We start from the raw sequence: 14,675 nt of genomic DNA, 5'->3' as shown, positions 1-14,675 counted from the left end.
GGAGACGCATCATGGGTAAGTTTTACAGGAGCTTCGTCGTTGTGCTGGCCGGCATGGCCATGGTGTTGCTGTCGTTCACGGCCGCCGCCGCCGAGAAGGGCACGGCCGACGAGGCGATGGCCATGGTCAAAAAGGCTGCCGAGTACCTGAAGAAGAACGGCAAGGACAAGGCCTACGCGGAGTTCAACAATCCCAAGGGCCAGTTCATCGACCGCGACCTGTATATCTTCGCGTTCTCGGCCAACGGCGACGGCATCGAGACGGCCAATGGCGCCAATCCCAAACTGGTGGGGAAGAACGTGCTGGAACTGCGCGATGCCGATGGGCGCTATATGATCAAGGACATCCTGGCGATCGGCATGAGCAAGGCCGGCAAGGGCTGGGTCGACTACAAGTGGCCCAATCCCAGCACCGGCAAACTCGATGGCAAGCGCACCTACGTGGAGCGGGTCGATGACGTGATCATCGGCTGCGGCGTCTACAAATAGCGCCTGCCCGCTTACCAGCTTGCCGCGCGCCGGACGATGTCCGGCGCGTCGCCTCCGCGATCCCTGCCTTCGCGCATCGCCGGACTGTCTGGCTTTCTTGTCAGGTCATCACAATGTCATTTTTGGCCACTATAGTGGCGCGGCCCGCCCGTGCGGCCCAACAATGACCTGAAGAGAAAAATATGCGTTCTTCCCTGCTTTTCCTGAGCATGGCCGCCACGCTGGCGACCGTGACCGCCTGCGGTGGCTCCAGCACCACCGTCACCGCGCCCGAGATCGTTACGGCGCCGGTCCAGCGTACCATCATCATGGTGTGGGACGGCCTGCGCCCCGACGCCGTCAATGCCGTCGATACGCCCAACCTGTACGCGCTGCGCCAGGCCGGTGTCCATTTCGTCGACAACCATTCGACCTATCCGACCTTCACGATGATGAACGGTTCCTCGTTCGCCACCGGCTCGTTCCCGAAAACCAGCGGCTTTTACGGCAACACGTTCTGGACCCCGCCGCAGGCCGGTGCGGCCCAACCTATCCCCGCCGGCAAGAACGCCGGCGGTGGCAACCAGGACTACAACGCGCCCGTCTTCACGGAAGACTACGCGGTGCTGAGCACCCTGAACGACTACTACGGCGGCCAGCTGCTGCTGGTCAAATCGCTGTTCAAGACCGCGCAGGACGCGGGCCTGAAGACGGCCACCATCGGCAAATCTGGCGCCGCCTTCATCCAGGACCTGGGCCGCGGCGGCATTTTCCTCGATGAGAACACGGTGCTGCCCGCATCGCTGGTGACCGACCTGCAGGCGGCCAATTTCGCGCTGCCCAAGAATACGCCTTACGCCTACGCGGCGGGCGCCGTCACGCTGGCCGCCAGCAACGGCGACCCGACGGCCCGCGCCGGCGCGTTGACCTTCGCCCTGCCCAACGGCCTGCAGGCGAAGGACGTCACCGACACCACGCAAGGCAATCCGGAAGACGCCGCCAACAAGTACATGATGAAGGTTTACACCGACTTCATCCTGCCCAAGAAGCTGCCCGACCTGTCGCTGATCTGGTTCCGCACACCGGACAACACGCAGCACGCTTATGGCCCCGGTTCGGCCAATTACCGCAAGGCGCTGGCGTCGCAGGATGCGCGCCTGGGCGAACTGCAGGCCGCACTGAAGGCCAACAAGATGGACGCCAACACCAATATCATCGTGGTGTCCGACCATGCGCACAGCAACGTGTCCGGCCCCACCAGCCTGTACCCGCTGCGCGCCATCACGGCCAGCACCTCGGTCACCAACGGCGTGACCAACGCCGTGCTGGGCAACCGCGACGCCATCAACGGCTTCTCCGTCTCGGGCGACGTGCGCACGGCCGACCTGCTGACCTACGCCGGCTTCCGCGCGTTCGACGGCAACGGTTGCAGCACCTCGGCCATGTACGGTATCAAGGCCGACGGCAGCAACGTGCAGCCGGTGGGCGTGGACACGACGGGCGCCCTGTGCGGCACGGCCAACGCCAAGTACCAGGCCATCAGCGCCACGCTGCCCACGCCGGTGGCCAGCTTCAAGGTGCCCGCCACCATGCCGGCCAAGGGTATCGTGGTGGCCGCCAACGGCGGTTCGGATTACCTCTACATCCCCGACCATGATGCGGCCACCGTCGCCGCCGCCGTGCGCTTCCTGCAATCGCGCGAGGAATACGGCGCGATCTTCGTCGACAGCCGCTACGGCGCCATCGCCGGCACGCTGCCGATGTCGATGATCAACCTGGAGAACGCGACCCGTTCCGGCAAGGGCCAGCCCGACATCGTCGTCAGCTTCAACTGGGATGCGCAGCAGCTGGTCAACGGCCTGCCGGGCATCGAGTTCGAAAGCACGGGCGGCAATCGCGGCATGCACGGCAGCTTCAGCCCGATCGACGTGCACAACACGCTGATCGCCTCCGGCCCCGCATTCAAGACTGGCACCGTGATCAGCAACCCGACCGGCAACGTGGACGTGGCGCCGACCGTGGCTTACCTGCTGGGCCAGTCCATGCCGCAAGCCGATGGCCGCGTGCTGAACGAAGCGCTGGTGAAGCCTGCCAGCAGCGCCAGCGCCGTCGTCAAGGCGGCCGTCGTCAACCCGACCGCGCCCGCCACCGGCCTGACGTTCAAGGTGCCGACCGACCTGACCGGCGCCACCGTCGATGCGGCGCTGAGCAACGGCAGCTATTCGATCAACCTGATGGTCAAGGACCTGACGGTGGACGGCAAGACCTACCGTTACTTCGACTACGCGCAACCAGTACGGAACTAAGATGATCGATACCCGGGCTTTTTTCCTGGCCGGGATCATGGCGGCGGCCGGTAGTCAGGCCGCCGACCTGGATTTCGACAAGACCTTCAGCAGCAAGGGCGAAGCGCGCCAGCTCCATTACAGTGCCACCTATGTGGCCGATGGCCGCGCGCACACGGTGGAAGTGTGGCGTGACGGCGAGCAGCGCCTGAAACGCCGCACAGACGACAAGCTGGAGACGCACATCTTCAAACCGGCCGGCCAGACGGAGTGGCAGATGGTGGTGCTGGACCTGCCGCGCCAGATCCGCACTGACATCGAGCGCACTAACCTGTACCGCATCGGCCATTTCACCGACTGGTTCAGCATGGCGCACGCGCTCACGCGGCCTGCGGGCGTCTATCACCTGACGGCGCTGAAGCAGGCGCCCGCCGCCGAGGCAGCGCTGGGGCCATGCCGCTGGTATGCGTTGGACCGCGCCGGCACGGTCAGCAACGTATGCTGGAGCGGCCAGTTGCGTTTACCCCTCCTGATCACCGATGCCGCCGGCAAGACGCTGTGGCGCGTGACGGCTGCCAGCACGACCGCGTTGCCGCGCGCCGCGTTCGCCCTGAACGACGCCGGCTTCGTGCACAACAACGCCAACGCCGATATCCAGACCGACTAGCGGCGCGGTTCCGTCCCGCGTTGGCGCACCGCTTCGCGATAGGCGGCCGCGTAGCGTTCCCAATCGGCCAGCACCTGCTGCTGGCCCACCCGCGCATGGTTGATCAGGGCCGTGCGCCAGCTTGCCACGTCGGCGCCGAAGGCGATCCACGCATCGGCGTTGGCCGAGCCCTGGCGCCCGCCGGAACGCAGGTGGGCCCAGGCCAGCAGCGCGCCCATGTCGCGCATCACCGTATCGAGCCGGGCCAGCTTGCCATTCCAGTGGTCCAGCGTCAGCCGGTCCTGGTCCGGCAGCAGCTCCTTCAGCACATAGGACTGGCCGTCGAATGTCAAATCGCTCAGGAAGGCGGGCGTGATGGCCTGCACCCGGCGTTGAATGGCGACGATGCGCCGGGCTTCGCTGTCCCATGCCGGTTGGGGGCAGGGCAGGACGGGCGCAAGCGCGGAAGGCGGCGCGTGCTTGATATCGAGCAGAAAATTCCCATCCAGGCCGCCGCGCCCGCGCAGCAGCACCACGTAGCGTTCCAGACCCAGGCTGCCGGTGCCGGCGATCCTGCGGGCCACATCGAGCACCTTGAAGAACTTGTGGTCGGCCTGGGTGGCGGCGTAGCGCTCCATCATGCTCGTCACGCGAGCCCGTTCGGCCTCGTTGACCGGCAGCGCCTTGATGCCGTCCAGTCGCAACTGCCGTTTGCCGTTGCGCAGGTCGGTGCGGCGGTCGAGGAAGGCGGGCCGTGAGCGGGTGCGGATATCGCGCATCAGGGCCTTGATCATGCCGCGCGCCGTGGCGCGTTCCAGCCAGCGCGCCTTGCCGCTGGCCAGCTCCGCCGCGTAGGCGTCGATGAAGCGCCGGCACAGGAACAGCGCGTCACGCGGGCGCACGTGCAGCACGTCGGCGGCCAGCAGCAGGCTGACGAGGAAGCGGGACAGCTCCCAGCTGGCCGGGGCCAGCGCCGCCTCGTCAAAGTCGTTCAGGTCGAAGTAGGTGAGGCGGTTGTCGCCCTTGTAGGTGCCGAAGTTCTCAAGATGCAGGTCGCCGCAGATCCAGGCGAGCGGTGAGTCGCATGGCGCCGCGTGATCCCGGTAGAACAGGTGGCAGGTGCCGCGCAGGAAGGCGAATGGGTTGCTGGCCAGCAGACGGTACTTGCGCGTGAGCCGTTCCGGGTCGCGGCCCGCGTTGAAGGCCACGATCTCGTCGACGACGTGGCGTGGCCCCGATTGCACGCGCTCTTTACGCTTTACAGGCTTGATACGCTCGCTCAAAACATGCCTCGCTTGGATGGCTGGCGGCGGCCCGTCCCCGCATCAGCGCAGCGAGGACTGGAACTCCGGGTCCAGCACGGAGCCGAACACGAAGCCTTCCGCCAGCAGACGGGTGATGACCGCTTCCAGTTGTTTCAGGGTGTTGCGGTGGATTTCATGCATCAGGATGATACCGCCTTTGCGGGCGCGCGCGGCTGCCACCACGTGGCCTACGTAATCGCCCTGGAATTGCGGGGCCACGCCGCAGGCCAGCGCCTCGCGGGCGTCGATCTTGCCGGTCTTGTCGTAGGCCCAGTCGCAGGAGTCGATATGCCAGCCCACGATCTTGTAGCCGCGCGCGTGCACCAGGGTGTTGGTCTCGCACGAGGAATTCCCGTAGGGGTAGCGGAATAGCTTGGGCGACTGGGGCGTGGCCAGCAAGGCCTCGTTGCGTTCCACCTCGTCGGCCTGGGCGGCCACGTCGATCTCGTGGAAGTTGGGGTGATCCCACGAGTGGTTGGCCACTACCTGGTGGCTGGCCGCGCGCACCATGTTCACCAGCTCCGGATTCTCCTGCGCTTGTTTGCCCACCATGAAGAAGGTGGCCGTGATGTTGTACTTCTTGAGCAGCTCCAGGATGTATTCCGTGGCGCCGGGCGAGGGGCCGTCGTCGAAGGTGAGCGCCACGCGGTTGACCGGGGGCGCCGTCGCGATGTCCGACTCGTATTTGCAGCTTTGTTCCAGCACGGCCGGTTCCGTTACGAGCCGGTCGAGCGCGCGGCTCAGATGGTGCTTGCGGATGCGACGGGTATCGTCCTCGTGGTGATGGAGTTGCGCGGCCTCGCTGGCGGGTGCCGGCCTGGCCGTATCTTCCTGGGCGGCGGCGGACGCGGCGCCCATCAAAGCCAGTGCGCAGGCCAGTGAACATGCCAGGGGCGGGAGGGCGGCGGCCAGCGCGCGCGGTGTGAGTGGTCGTGTCATAGCGGTGATCGAGTGAAAAATTGGGCGCTACTATACCGCAGCAGCGCCCATCTCACACCGCCGATGGCTGTTCGAGGTAGCGTTCCAGTTCGCGGATGGGCGCCGTATCGCGGTACAGCACTTCGCGGTTGGCGGCGATGGCGGCGCGCACGCTGTCGCGCATGGCCGGATCGGCGGCCAGCCGGCATGCGAGGTCCACGTAGCAGGCGCTGTTCGGCTGCACCAGGTGGTCCAGCCCCATGCGGCGCAGGATGGCGCTGCCAAAACGGCCGCGCATGAAGCGGCCTTCCACCGTGACGATGGGCAGCGCACAGTCCACTGCCTGCATGGCCGTGTTGAAGCCCGAGAAGCCTATCGTGTCGAGGAATACGTCGGCCTGGCGCAGGATGCTGTAGAAACGGGCCGGCGGTTGCCACGGAAGGCTGATCAGGTACTGTTCCGGCGCCAGCCCCGCCTGCGTGAACGCCTGCGCCACGCGCGCGCGCAGCAGGTCGGTCAGGTGGCTGGCCTGGGTGTTGGAGAAGAACAGGAACTGGCAGGGGCCGCAGCGCTGGGCGATGTCGACCAGCACGTGGTCGTATTCGGGCGCGTACTTGAACGGCGAGCCGGGGCAGACGAACAGCGGCACGCCGGGACGCACGCCGAGCGCCGCCAGGTCTACGTGTTCCGTTTCCACCGTGGCCGGTTCGTAGTGGCAGCCCAGGTTGGGCAGGCGCACCAGTTGTTCCGAGTAATGGTCTTGCGCATCGTCGGCCTCCAGCCCGGCGGCCGACAGGTAGGCGTCGATGGTGGGCAGGCCGGTCGTCTCGGGATGGCCCCAGGTGGCGAGCTGGCGCGGCGCCAGGCGCAGCGCGGCCAGGCGCGGCGCCATGGCGTCCATGCCCAGTTCCGGGTAGATCAGCACGTCGAGCTTCGCGTCCAGGATCAGGCGGGCCCATTCCGCCTCCGACCGCGTACCCTGATGCATGACGGCGGCGCGGCTGCGCGCGTAGGCCGTCTCGCCATCTTCCTGGCTACCCAGCGAGTACACGTGCAGTTCGAAGCGTTCCCGGTCCAGTTCACTGAACCAGCCGCGCACGATGGCGCGCCACACCGGATGTTCGGCGACGTGGGCCGATACCACGCCCACGCGGATCGGTGCGCCAGCCTTGCGCGCGGCGGGCGCAGTGGCCGCAGTGGACAGGGCGGGCAGGCCGCGCTGCGTGGCCCACTGGCCCAGCAGCCGGGCGCACATGGCGCCGTATTGCGCCAGCAGGGCGCGGTTGTTCTGTTCGTGGTAGCTCAGGTAGAACGGGTGGCAGCCGCCGACCACGGCCAACGGATTGGGCACCTTCTGCTGCGCCAGCCAGCCGTCGAACGCGTCCAGGTCGCGCGCGAAAGCCTCGCGTTCGGCCGCCAGATCGTGGCCGGCCGGGCGGATGATGTGCAGCTTGACGACGGCTTGCTTGAGGCGGATGTCGGCCGCCTGCGGCGCCAGCGCGGCCGCCTGTTCCAGCGCGGCCAGCGCCTCGTCGCGCCGGCCCATCAGGTACAGCGCGCCGGCCTTGTGGTTCCAGGCCGCGAGGTGGGTGGGATCGCAGCCCAGCGCCGCCTCGAAGCAGGGCAGGGCCTCGTCGCGCCGGTGCAGCGCTTGCAACATGGTGCCGCGCGCGTTGTGCAGTTCCGGTGTCGCCTGCAGCGTCAGCGCGTGGTCGACGGCGGCCAGCGCGTCGTGCGTGCGGCCCAGGCGATGGAGGACGTCGGCGCGCGCGGCCTGGGCCAGTGCGAAGCGCGGACGCAAGGCCAGCGCGCTGTCGTAATCGGCCAGCGCCAGTTCAAGGCGGTTCTGGTCGCGGTGGACATTGCCGCGGTTGTTGAGCGCGTCCGCATGGCGCGGATTGAGGGCCAGTGCCCTCGCATAGCTGTCAAGCGCGAGCTGGTGACGGCCATTGCCATGCAAGGCCAGGCCCAGGTTGGAATGGGCTTCAGGGTTGTTCTTATCGAGGTTGATGGCCTTCTTGATCAGGTCCACCGCCTCCTGGTGGCGTCCCTGCTGGTACTTGATCACGCCCAGGTAGTGCAGGCATTCGGTCTGTTTGGCGTGGCGGGCCAGGATGGCCGTGTACAGGCTCTCGGCCGCATCGAGTTGGCCTTGCTGGTGCAGGCCGAGGGCCCGCTGCACTTGCAGATGCAATGGCACGCCGGGCTGGAAGCCGGCCGCCGCCTGATTCGCTGGATTGCCAAACATGGTACGCCGTCCCCTTATGTCGCAGTCCGGCAAGGAGGTGCCGAGGGGTGCTCAGGCGCGCGTATCTTGCCAAGAATGCATGTGATTGGAAGGCGATTGTAAGCGATTCAGGCGGTGGCGCGCGCCTGGCGGGCCGGCTTAGAGGACATGCTCTAGCGCCGGCGCAACAGCGGCGGGACGTTGGTCCCGCCTCAGAAACCCAGCTCGCCCAGCAGGTCGTCCACGCTGGTCTGGTCGAGCGCGACGCCGCCATGGGCGCCCGGGCCGGCCGTGAGTTCCTCGCGCGCCTGGGTGACGATGGCGCCGGGCGGGGCGGCGTCGATGAGCAGCTTGAGCAGGTTGTCTTCCGTGCTCTCCATCAGCCCCACCACCTTCTTGATCAGCTGCCCTGTCAGGTCCTGGAAATCCTGGGCCATCATGATGTCCGACAGCGCCGCGCGCGTGCTGCCGCAGCCGCTGGCCACGTTGGCCAGGAATGCCGTGATGCGGGCGGCCGGCACGGCGCCGTCGTCCAGCTCACGCAACAGGGACTGGGCTTCGCGCGCCAGGTGTTCCTGGGCCGGTCCATGTTCCTCCACTTTGCTCAGCACGACGTTGGCCGCGTTCTCGGTCAGGTCGGCGATGTGCAGCAGGCGTCCGCGCGCGCACGGGAACTGGCTGGCCGCGTCCGCGAGCACGCCGTCCGCGCCCAGTTCGCGCAAGGTGTCGTGCAGTTCGCGCACGATCACGCCCAGCCGTTCATACACGGCGCTGGTGTCGGACGCGCCGGGCGGCAGGTGGGTGGAGGTGGGCTCCGGCCGGTGCGTTGGCAGTATGGCGTTCATGCTGGCACTCCTTTTCGTTGCAGGATCATTTGCAGCTTTTGCTGCAGGGTCGTCGCGTTGAACGGCTTGACGATGTAGCCGTCCGCGCCCGCGTGGGCGGCGGAGATGATGTTTTCCTTTTTTGCCTCGGCGGTCACCATCAGCACCGGCAGGTCGGCCAGCCGGGCGTCGCGGCGAATCGCTTGCAGCAGTTCCAGGCCGTCCATTTCCGGCATGTTCCAGTCGGCGATGACGAAATCGACGGGGGAGGTGCCCTCCAGTTCCCCGGCCAGGCACTGCAGCGCCTTTTTACCGTTTTCCGCTTCCAGCACCTTGGTGTAGCCCATCTCCCGCAGCAGGGTGGCCAGGATGCGGCGCATGGTCTGAAAGTCGTCAACGATGAGAAATTGAAGTGCGCTTGCCATGAAGGGTTCCTTATCTGCGCGGACGCGGTTGTTCCGCTCTCACGCTGTGTTGCATTCTGTCAAAATCAGTTACCTCAAACCAATTATAGCGAATATTTTCTCCAAATGTCGAATTTGGTGAAATCAATTTGTGATTTGCGATATTTGTTGAATTGTGGATAGGGGAGCCCCATGGCGAAAACGCATCCGTGGTTGTTGCTGCATGGCTACATACTTGATTTGGCTCATAGAATTTTCTTCCGGCATCGACCATACTCGCGGGAAACTTTCTGGGCGCCAACAAGGTGCAAGGCCATGCTTCTCAGCTGTGAATTCCCCATCAAGCGGCTCGTTACGCGCGACCTGCTCGCGTGCGCGCCCGATACCCCGTTGATCGAGGTCGCCAGGCTGATGGCGGCGCGCCGCTGCAGCTCCATCCTGGTGCTCGACGGCCAGACGGCCGTCGGCATCTTCACCGAGAGCGACGTGCTGGGCTTCGACTTGTCCAACCCCGCGCTGGCGACGATGCCCGTGTCCTCGGCCATGAGCGGGCCGGTGCAGACCATCCAGGGCGACCTGCTGGTGGGCGAGGCGGCCGTGCAGTTCAAGCGCAACGGTATCCGCCACCTGCTGGTGGTGGACGAGCGGGGCCAGCGCCTGGGCATGCTGTCGCAAAGCGACGTGGTGCTCAACCAGGGCGCCGAGTTCTTCCTGCGCATGCGCGCCGTCAGTTCCATTCCCTGCCATACGCCGCTGGTGCTGGCCGAGGAGATGGCGCTCGACGAGGCGGTGGCCGAGATGCGCCGCTGCGGCCGCGACGCCGCCATCATCTCGTATGCGGACGGCGGCCATGGCATCTTCACCCAGCGCGACATCGTGCGCCTGATCGCCCATGGCGGCGCCGCCGTGGGCATGGTGGGGCAGCACGCCAGCCGCCCGCTGCGCAGCGTGCAGGCCGGCCAGAGCCTGTACCTGGCCCGCAAGATGCTGGCCCAGAACAAGATCCGCCACCTGGGCGTGCTGGATGACGACGAGCGGCTGGTGGGCCTGCTCAGTTTCGACGATATCCTTAGCAGCATCGAGGATGAATACGTGTCCGAACTGGGCGCGGCCCTGCGCGAGCGCGACCAGGCCTTGTGGGAGTCGCGCTACCACCTGCGGCTGGCCGACCGCGTGTTCGAATCGACGCTCGAAGGGGTGATGGTGACGCGCGCCGACGGCACCATTGAGCGCGTCAACCCGGCCTTCGAAACGCTGACCGGCTACAGCGCCGAGGAAGCCATCGGCCGCAACGCCAGCATGCTCAGCTCCAAGCGCCAGACGCCCGAGTTCTACCAGCAGATGTGGACCCAGCTCAAGGAGACGGGCTGCTGGCAGGGCGAAATCTGGAACCGCCGGCGCGACGGTGAACTCTATCTGGAGCACCTGACCATCTCCAGCATCTGCGACGACGCCGGCGTGTGTACCCATTACGCGGCCATCTTCGCCGACATCACCCAGCGCCGCATGGCCGAGGAGCGGCTGAACTACCTGGCCACCCATGACGCGCTGACGGGATTGCCCAACCGGTCGCTGTTCGGCGAGCGGCTCGAACACGCGCTGCGCTGCGCCCAGCGCACCCAGCACCGCAGCGCTGTGCTGTTCCTGGACCTGGACCGCTTCAAGCTGGTTAACGACAGCCTAGGACACGGCGTGGGCGACGAGCTGCTCAAGATGGTGGGCGAGCGCCTGCGCGCCAGCGTGCGCGAGACGGACACCGTGGCCCGCCTGGGCGGCGACGAATTCACGCTGCTGCTGGAGGACGTGGGCGACGCGCGCCATGTGGCCCACATCGCGCAGAAGCTGCTGGACGCGATCGGCGCGCCGTTCCACATCACGGGCGAGGAAATCTACGTCACCCCCAGCATCGGCGTGAGCATGTATCCGGACGATGGCGAGGACGCGCAGACGCTGGTGCTGCACGCCGACCGCGCCATGTACGAGGCCAAGGGCGCGGGCAAGAACAACTTCCAGTTCTTCATCGGCCAGATGAACACGGACACCAACGAGCAGCTGCAGATTGAGAGCGACCTGCGCCAGGCGCTGGAGCGCGACGAGCTGGTGCTGCACTACCAGCCCAAGGTGGACCTGGGCGATGGCACGGTGGTGGGACTGGAGGCGCTAGTACGCTGGCAGCATCCGACACTGGGCCTGCTGGCGCCGGGCCGCTTCATCCCGATCGCCGAGGAGACTGCGCTCATCATCCCGCTGGGGCAGGCCGTGCTGCGCGAGGCCTGCCGCCAGGGGCGGGAATGGCTGGACGCCGGTTATGTGTTCGGCACCATGGCTGTCAACCTGTCGCTGCGCCAGATGCGCTGGGAAGGCTTCCTGCACGACGTGGACACCATCCTGGCCGAAACGGGCTTCCCGGCTGAATTCCTGCAACTGGAACTGATCGAGAGCCAGGCCATCGATGGCTGCGAGCAGTGCGAAGGCGTGCTGCACGCGCTGGCCGCGCGCGGCATCTCGCTGGCGATCGACGATTTCGGGGTCGGCTATTCATCGTTTGTTTATCTGAAATCGCTGCCGTTCGACACGCTCAAGATCGACCGTTCGCTGCTGGCCGGCACGGCCCACAGCCGGCGCGACGTGGCCGTGCTGCGCGCCATCCTGGCCATGGCCGACGCGCTCGACATGACGGTGGTGATGGAAGGCGTGGAGACGGAGGACGAGGCGGCCATGCTGCGCACCATCGGCTGCCCGCAGGTGCAGGGCTGGTTGTTCGGGCGCGCGCAACCGGCGCACGAGGTCGGGCCGCGCCTGGCACGGCTTCCGGACGTGGCGTGCGCGCCACCGGCCGTCCGTGCGCCGCAACCGTCGCTGGTTCGCTAGGGCGCAGCGTTCAGGCTGGCGCTGGCGCGGCGCTTACGCAGACGCGGTTGCGGCCATCTTCCTTGGCCCGGTACAGGGCCGTGTCGGCCGACTTGAGCAGGCTGTCGGCCGTGCCGCCGTGCTGTGGATAGAACGCCAGCCCGAGTGAGGCCGTGATCTGGCCCAGCGGCTGGCCCAGGTGGGCCGGCGCGAGCTGGCTGATGGCGAGCCGGATTTGCTCGCTGCGCGATTCGCCCAACGTCACGTCGATGTCGGTCAACAGCACCACAAATTCTTCGCCGCCGTAGCGGCACACCAGATCGCCCTGGCGCACCTGGGCCAGCATCGCCTGCGCGACGGCCACCAGCACGGCGTCGCCGGCGTCGTGGCCGTGGCGGTCGTTGAAGCGCTTGAAGTGGTCGACATCGACGATGGCGACAGCCAGCCCGGCGCCGCTGCGGTGGGCGCGAGCCAGTTCGCGCGGCAGCACCTCGGCCAGGTGGCGCCGGTTGTGCAGGCCGGTGAGCGGGTCGCGCACCGATTGCTGGCGCAAGGTGTCGCGCAGCAGCATGTTGGCCAGCGCCAGGCCGATATGCTCGGCCATGGCCGTGGCCAGCTGGTAGCGCAGTTCGGCCGCCGCGTGGGTGGCCGGGCCGCCATGTCGGATCGACAGCAGGCCGAAGGTGTTGGCCTGGGCCGCCAGCGGGAAGCAGGCGTAGGGCGCGTCGGCCGCGTCGTGGCCGGCGCCCAGGTGCGGGCAGCACAGGCTGGCGCTGGCCCGTTCCATGCGGTAGGCCTTGCCGCGCCGCAGGGCCCAGCAGGCGTCGGCCGTCAGCGTGGGCAGGGCGGGGGCCGGGCCCCAGGTGGCGCGCGCGGATAGGGTTTCGCGGTCGGCCTCCATCATGTAGACGACGCCCGAGCTGTCGGGGAACAGGCGCAGCGCGAATTCTCCGATGCAGTCGAGCGCGTCGTCCAGTGCCGGGCAGGCCTGCAGGAAGCCGGACAGCTCGCTCAGGTCGGCCACCTCGCGCTGGGTGCGGGCCACCTGGGCCAGGCTGCGCTGCAGGTCGGCGTTGGCTGCCTGCAGCGCCGCGTCGGCCTGGCGCTGGGCGCCGATGTCGTACGACACCCAGATGCTGTCGCCGTCCGGGCGGGCCACGTCCACTAGCTTGCCGTGCAGCCGGCACCACGTGTGGCTGCCATCCTTGCGCACCCACTCCACGTCGCCGCTCCAGCTGCGTCCCGTCAGCAGCGTGGGGTAGACCTGCTCGCCGAACGCGCGGTAAGCCTCGTCGGACGGGAACTTGGCGCGCGTGGAGCGGCCGATAATCTCGGCCGGCTCGTAGCCCAGCATGCCGGCCGCGCCCTGGTTGCTGCTGCGGATGGTGCGGTCGCGCACCAGCTCGATGCCGACGGTGGCGTTGTCGACGATGGCCTTCTGCTCGGCCAGCGCCGCCGCCAGCTGCGCGGCCAGCACGCGGCGCCGGTCCAGCGCCACCAGCTGCACCGCGATCAAGAGGCTGATGACGACGCCCGACACGGCCACGCTGGCCGGCAGCAGGTAGTTGTGGCCGTAACGGTCGCCATCGCGCGCGACGAAGTCGAGCCGCCAGCCGCGCTGGCCGATCTCAATCGGATGATGGGTGACGAGGCCGGGCAGCTCGGCGCCGCCGGGTACCACCTCGGGATAGGCTTCGCGGCTGTCGAACATGGGGGCCGGCACGGCCAGCGGCGGGCCGCTGCCGCGCACATAGCCCGTGTCGACGATCCGGATGCGCATGTGGGGGATCAGCTGCGGGTCGATCACTTCCTTCATCAAGTCGCCCACGCGGTAGACGATGGCGCCGAAGCCGAGCAGGGCGAGCTGGCGCTGCTCCACGGTCTGGGTCGGCATGCCGTTGCGGTACAGCGGCACGCGCATGACGAAGCCGGCCTGGCCGCTCGGGTCCTGCACCAGCTTGACGCGCTCGGTGGCCACCGGCAGGCCGCTGTCGCGCCCCAGTTCCAGCGCCGTCAGGTGCGAGGGCATGGAGGCGAGGTCCAGGCCGATGGCCGCGCCGTTGCCCTCCATCGGCACGGTGAACTCGATCACGTAGTGGACGGGGCGGGCGCCAGGCGGTTTGATGTCGAAGCGGGGCGCGCCTTCGGGCATGCTGCCGGCGTCGGCGCGCATGGCGTCCAGGTAGGGCTGGCGCTGGGCGGCCGGCACCATGCGCACGAACTGGATGGCCTGGAAGCCGGGGTGGTTCTTCTTCAGGTCTTGCTGGGCGAGGAAGCGCTGGAACTGGCGGCGGTCCACCGTGTCGCTGGCGGCGAACAGGCCTTTCACGCCGAGCAGGGTTTCGAAGTGGGCCAGCAATTGGGTCTGAGTCAGGGCCGTGAGGCGGGCCGTGTCGCTTTCGAAGCGCTCGCGCAGCTGGGCGTTCTGGTAGCGGACGATGAGCAGACACAGGCCCGCCGTCAGCAGCAGGCCGCAGGCGAGGGCCGCCACGGCCGGCAAGGCGCGGCCGTTGCCACGGTTGGGCAGGTGTGGAGCTTGTTGTTTTTTGTCCGTCATCGGTACTCCTTCCGATACGAAATTGCGCGCTGGCGCGGCGCTTCTTTTGCGGTGTGTTGGTGCGTTCAGTCGCGGTTGCGCCACTTGCCGCGCTGGTGTAGCAGCATGCGCCAGTGATTTCGAAATGGCAATACTTTTTGCTGGGGAGGGCAAGGTTTGCGTTCGCTTAGAGGATCACGTTGGCTAGGAGCCA

The 14,675-nt window shown here is 67.3% G+C and carries 10 protein-coding genes; 4 read left to right on the top strand and 6 right to left on the bottom strand.

The window, feature by feature from the left end; translation table 11 throughout:
* The first annotated feature begins 11 nt into the window (after positions 1-11).
* From H3H37_RS16030 to H3H37_RS16020, 3 genes are all read left to right on the top strand, one after another.
* Entirely contained in the window at positions 12-488 is a 477-nt protein-coding gene (locus tag H3H37_RS16030; RefSeq protein ID WP_375540007.1) for a cache domain-containing protein, read from the top strand.
* A 182-nt stretch (positions 489-670) separates the two neighbouring features.
* On the top strand, positions 671-2,773 hold the full coding sequence (locus H3H37_RS16025; RefSeq protein ID WP_229218870.1) for an alkaline phosphatase family protein: 2,103 nt from the start codon (positions 671-673) through the stop codon (positions 2,771-2,773).
* 1 nt (position 2,774) lies between these two features.
* Positions 2,775-3,419 (top strand): hypothetical protein, encoded by a 645-nt coding sequence (locus tag H3H37_RS16020; RefSeq protein ID WP_182164261.1) that lies wholly within the window; start codon positions 2,775-2,777, stop codon positions 3,417-3,419.
* On the opposite strand, the gene H3H37_RS16015 is transcribed toward H3H37_RS16020, so the two are convergent.
* The 5 genes from H3H37_RS16015 to H3H37_RS15995 form a co-directional block, all read right to left on the bottom strand.
* A complete protein-coding gene (locus tag H3H37_RS16015) occupies positions 3,416-4,642 on the bottom strand; it encodes a DUF2252 domain-containing protein (protein WP_182164259.1) in 1,227 nt (408 codons plus the stop codon). The two genes, H3H37_RS16020 and H3H37_RS16015, sit on opposite strands and share 4 nt — an antisense overlap.
* 81 nt (positions 4,643-4,723) lie before the next feature.
* Positions 4,724-5,641, bottom strand: a complete 918-nt coding sequence (locus H3H37_RS16010; protein ID WP_182164257.1) for a polysaccharide deacetylase family protein — start codon at positions 5,639-5,641, stop codon at positions 4,724-4,726.
* 52 nt (positions 5,642-5,693) lie between these two features.
* Positions 5,694-7,868, bottom strand: a complete 2,175-nt coding sequence (locus tag H3H37_RS16005) for an O-linked N-acetylglucosamine transferase, SPINDLY family protein (protein ID WP_182164255.1) — start codon at positions 7,866-7,868, stop codon at positions 5,694-5,696.
* Between the two features lie 191 nt (positions 7,869-8,059).
* Positions 8,060-8,692 (bottom strand): protein phosphatase CheZ, encoded by a 633-nt coding sequence (locus H3H37_RS16000; RefSeq protein WP_182164253.1) that lies wholly within the window; start codon positions 8,690-8,692, stop codon positions 8,060-8,062.
* Positions 8,689-9,096: a response regulator gene (locus H3H37_RS15995; RefSeq protein ID WP_182164251.1), complete on the bottom strand. Its 408-nt coding sequence runs from the start codon at positions 9,094-9,096 to the stop codon at positions 8,689-8,691. The genes H3H37_RS16000 and H3H37_RS15995 overlap by 4 nt, the downstream gene beginning before the upstream one ends.
* Before the next feature lie 294 nt (positions 9,097-9,390).
* Here H3H37_RS15995 and H3H37_RS15990 point away from each other — a divergent pair, with 294 nt between their 5' ends.
* A complete protein-coding gene (locus H3H37_RS15990; protein ID WP_182164249.1) occupies positions 9,391-11,946 on the top strand; it encodes an EAL domain-containing protein in 2,556 nt (851 codons plus the stop codon).
* A 10-nt stretch (positions 11,947-11,956) separates the two neighbouring features.
* Here H3H37_RS15990 and H3H37_RS15985 read toward each other — a convergent pair whose 3' ends face one another.
* Entirely contained in the window at positions 11,957-14,482 is a 2,526-nt protein-coding gene (locus H3H37_RS15985; protein ID WP_182164247.1) for a diguanylate cyclase, read from the bottom strand.
* Positions 14,483-14,675 lie beyond the last annotated feature (193 nt).

It is taken from the genome of Rugamonas brunnea, from assembly GCF_014042345.1.
GTDB lineage: Bacteria > Pseudomonadota > Gammaproteobacteria > Burkholderiales > Burkholderiaceae_D > Rugamonas > Rugamonas brunnea.
This window is presented reverse-complemented; position numbering and strand designations above follow the sequence as displayed.

Excerpts from the sequence above, each read along its gene's own strand:
- H3H37_RS16005 (WP_182164255.1), bottom strand. The coding sequence starts at position 7,868 with ATGTTTGGCAATCCAGCGAATCAGGCGGCGGCCGGCTTCCAGCCCGGC.
- H3H37_RS16020 (WP_182164261.1), top strand. The coding sequence starts at position 2,775 with ATGATCGATACCCGGGCTTTTTTCCTGGCCGGGATCATGGCGGCGGCC.
- H3H37_RS15995 (WP_182164251.1), bottom strand. The coding sequence starts at position 9,096 with ATGGCAAGCGCACTTCAATTTCTCATCGTTGACGACTTTCAGACCATG.
- H3H37_RS16025 (WP_229218870.1), top strand. The coding sequence starts at position 671 with ATGCGTTCTTCCCTGCTTTTCCTGAGCATGGCCGCCACGCTGGCGACC.
- H3H37_RS16000 (WP_182164253.1), bottom strand. The coding sequence starts at position 8,692 with ATGAACGCCATACTGCCAACGCACCGGCCGGAGCCCACCTCCACCCAC.
- H3H37_RS16030 (WP_375540007.1), top strand. The coding sequence starts at position 12 with ATGGGTAAGTTTTACAGGAGCTTCGTCGTTGTGCTGGCCGGCATGGCC.
- H3H37_RS15985 (WP_182164247.1), bottom strand. The coding sequence starts at position 14,482 with ATGACGGACAAAAAACAACAAGCTCCACACCTGCCCAACCGTGGCAAC.
- H3H37_RS15990 (WP_182164249.1), top strand. The coding sequence starts at position 9,391 with ATGCTTCTCAGCTGTGAATTCCCCATCAAGCGGCTCGTTACGCGCGAC.
- H3H37_RS16010 (WP_182164257.1), bottom strand. The coding sequence starts at position 5,641 with ATGACACGACCACTCACACCGCGCGCGCTGGCCGCCGCCCTCCCGCCC.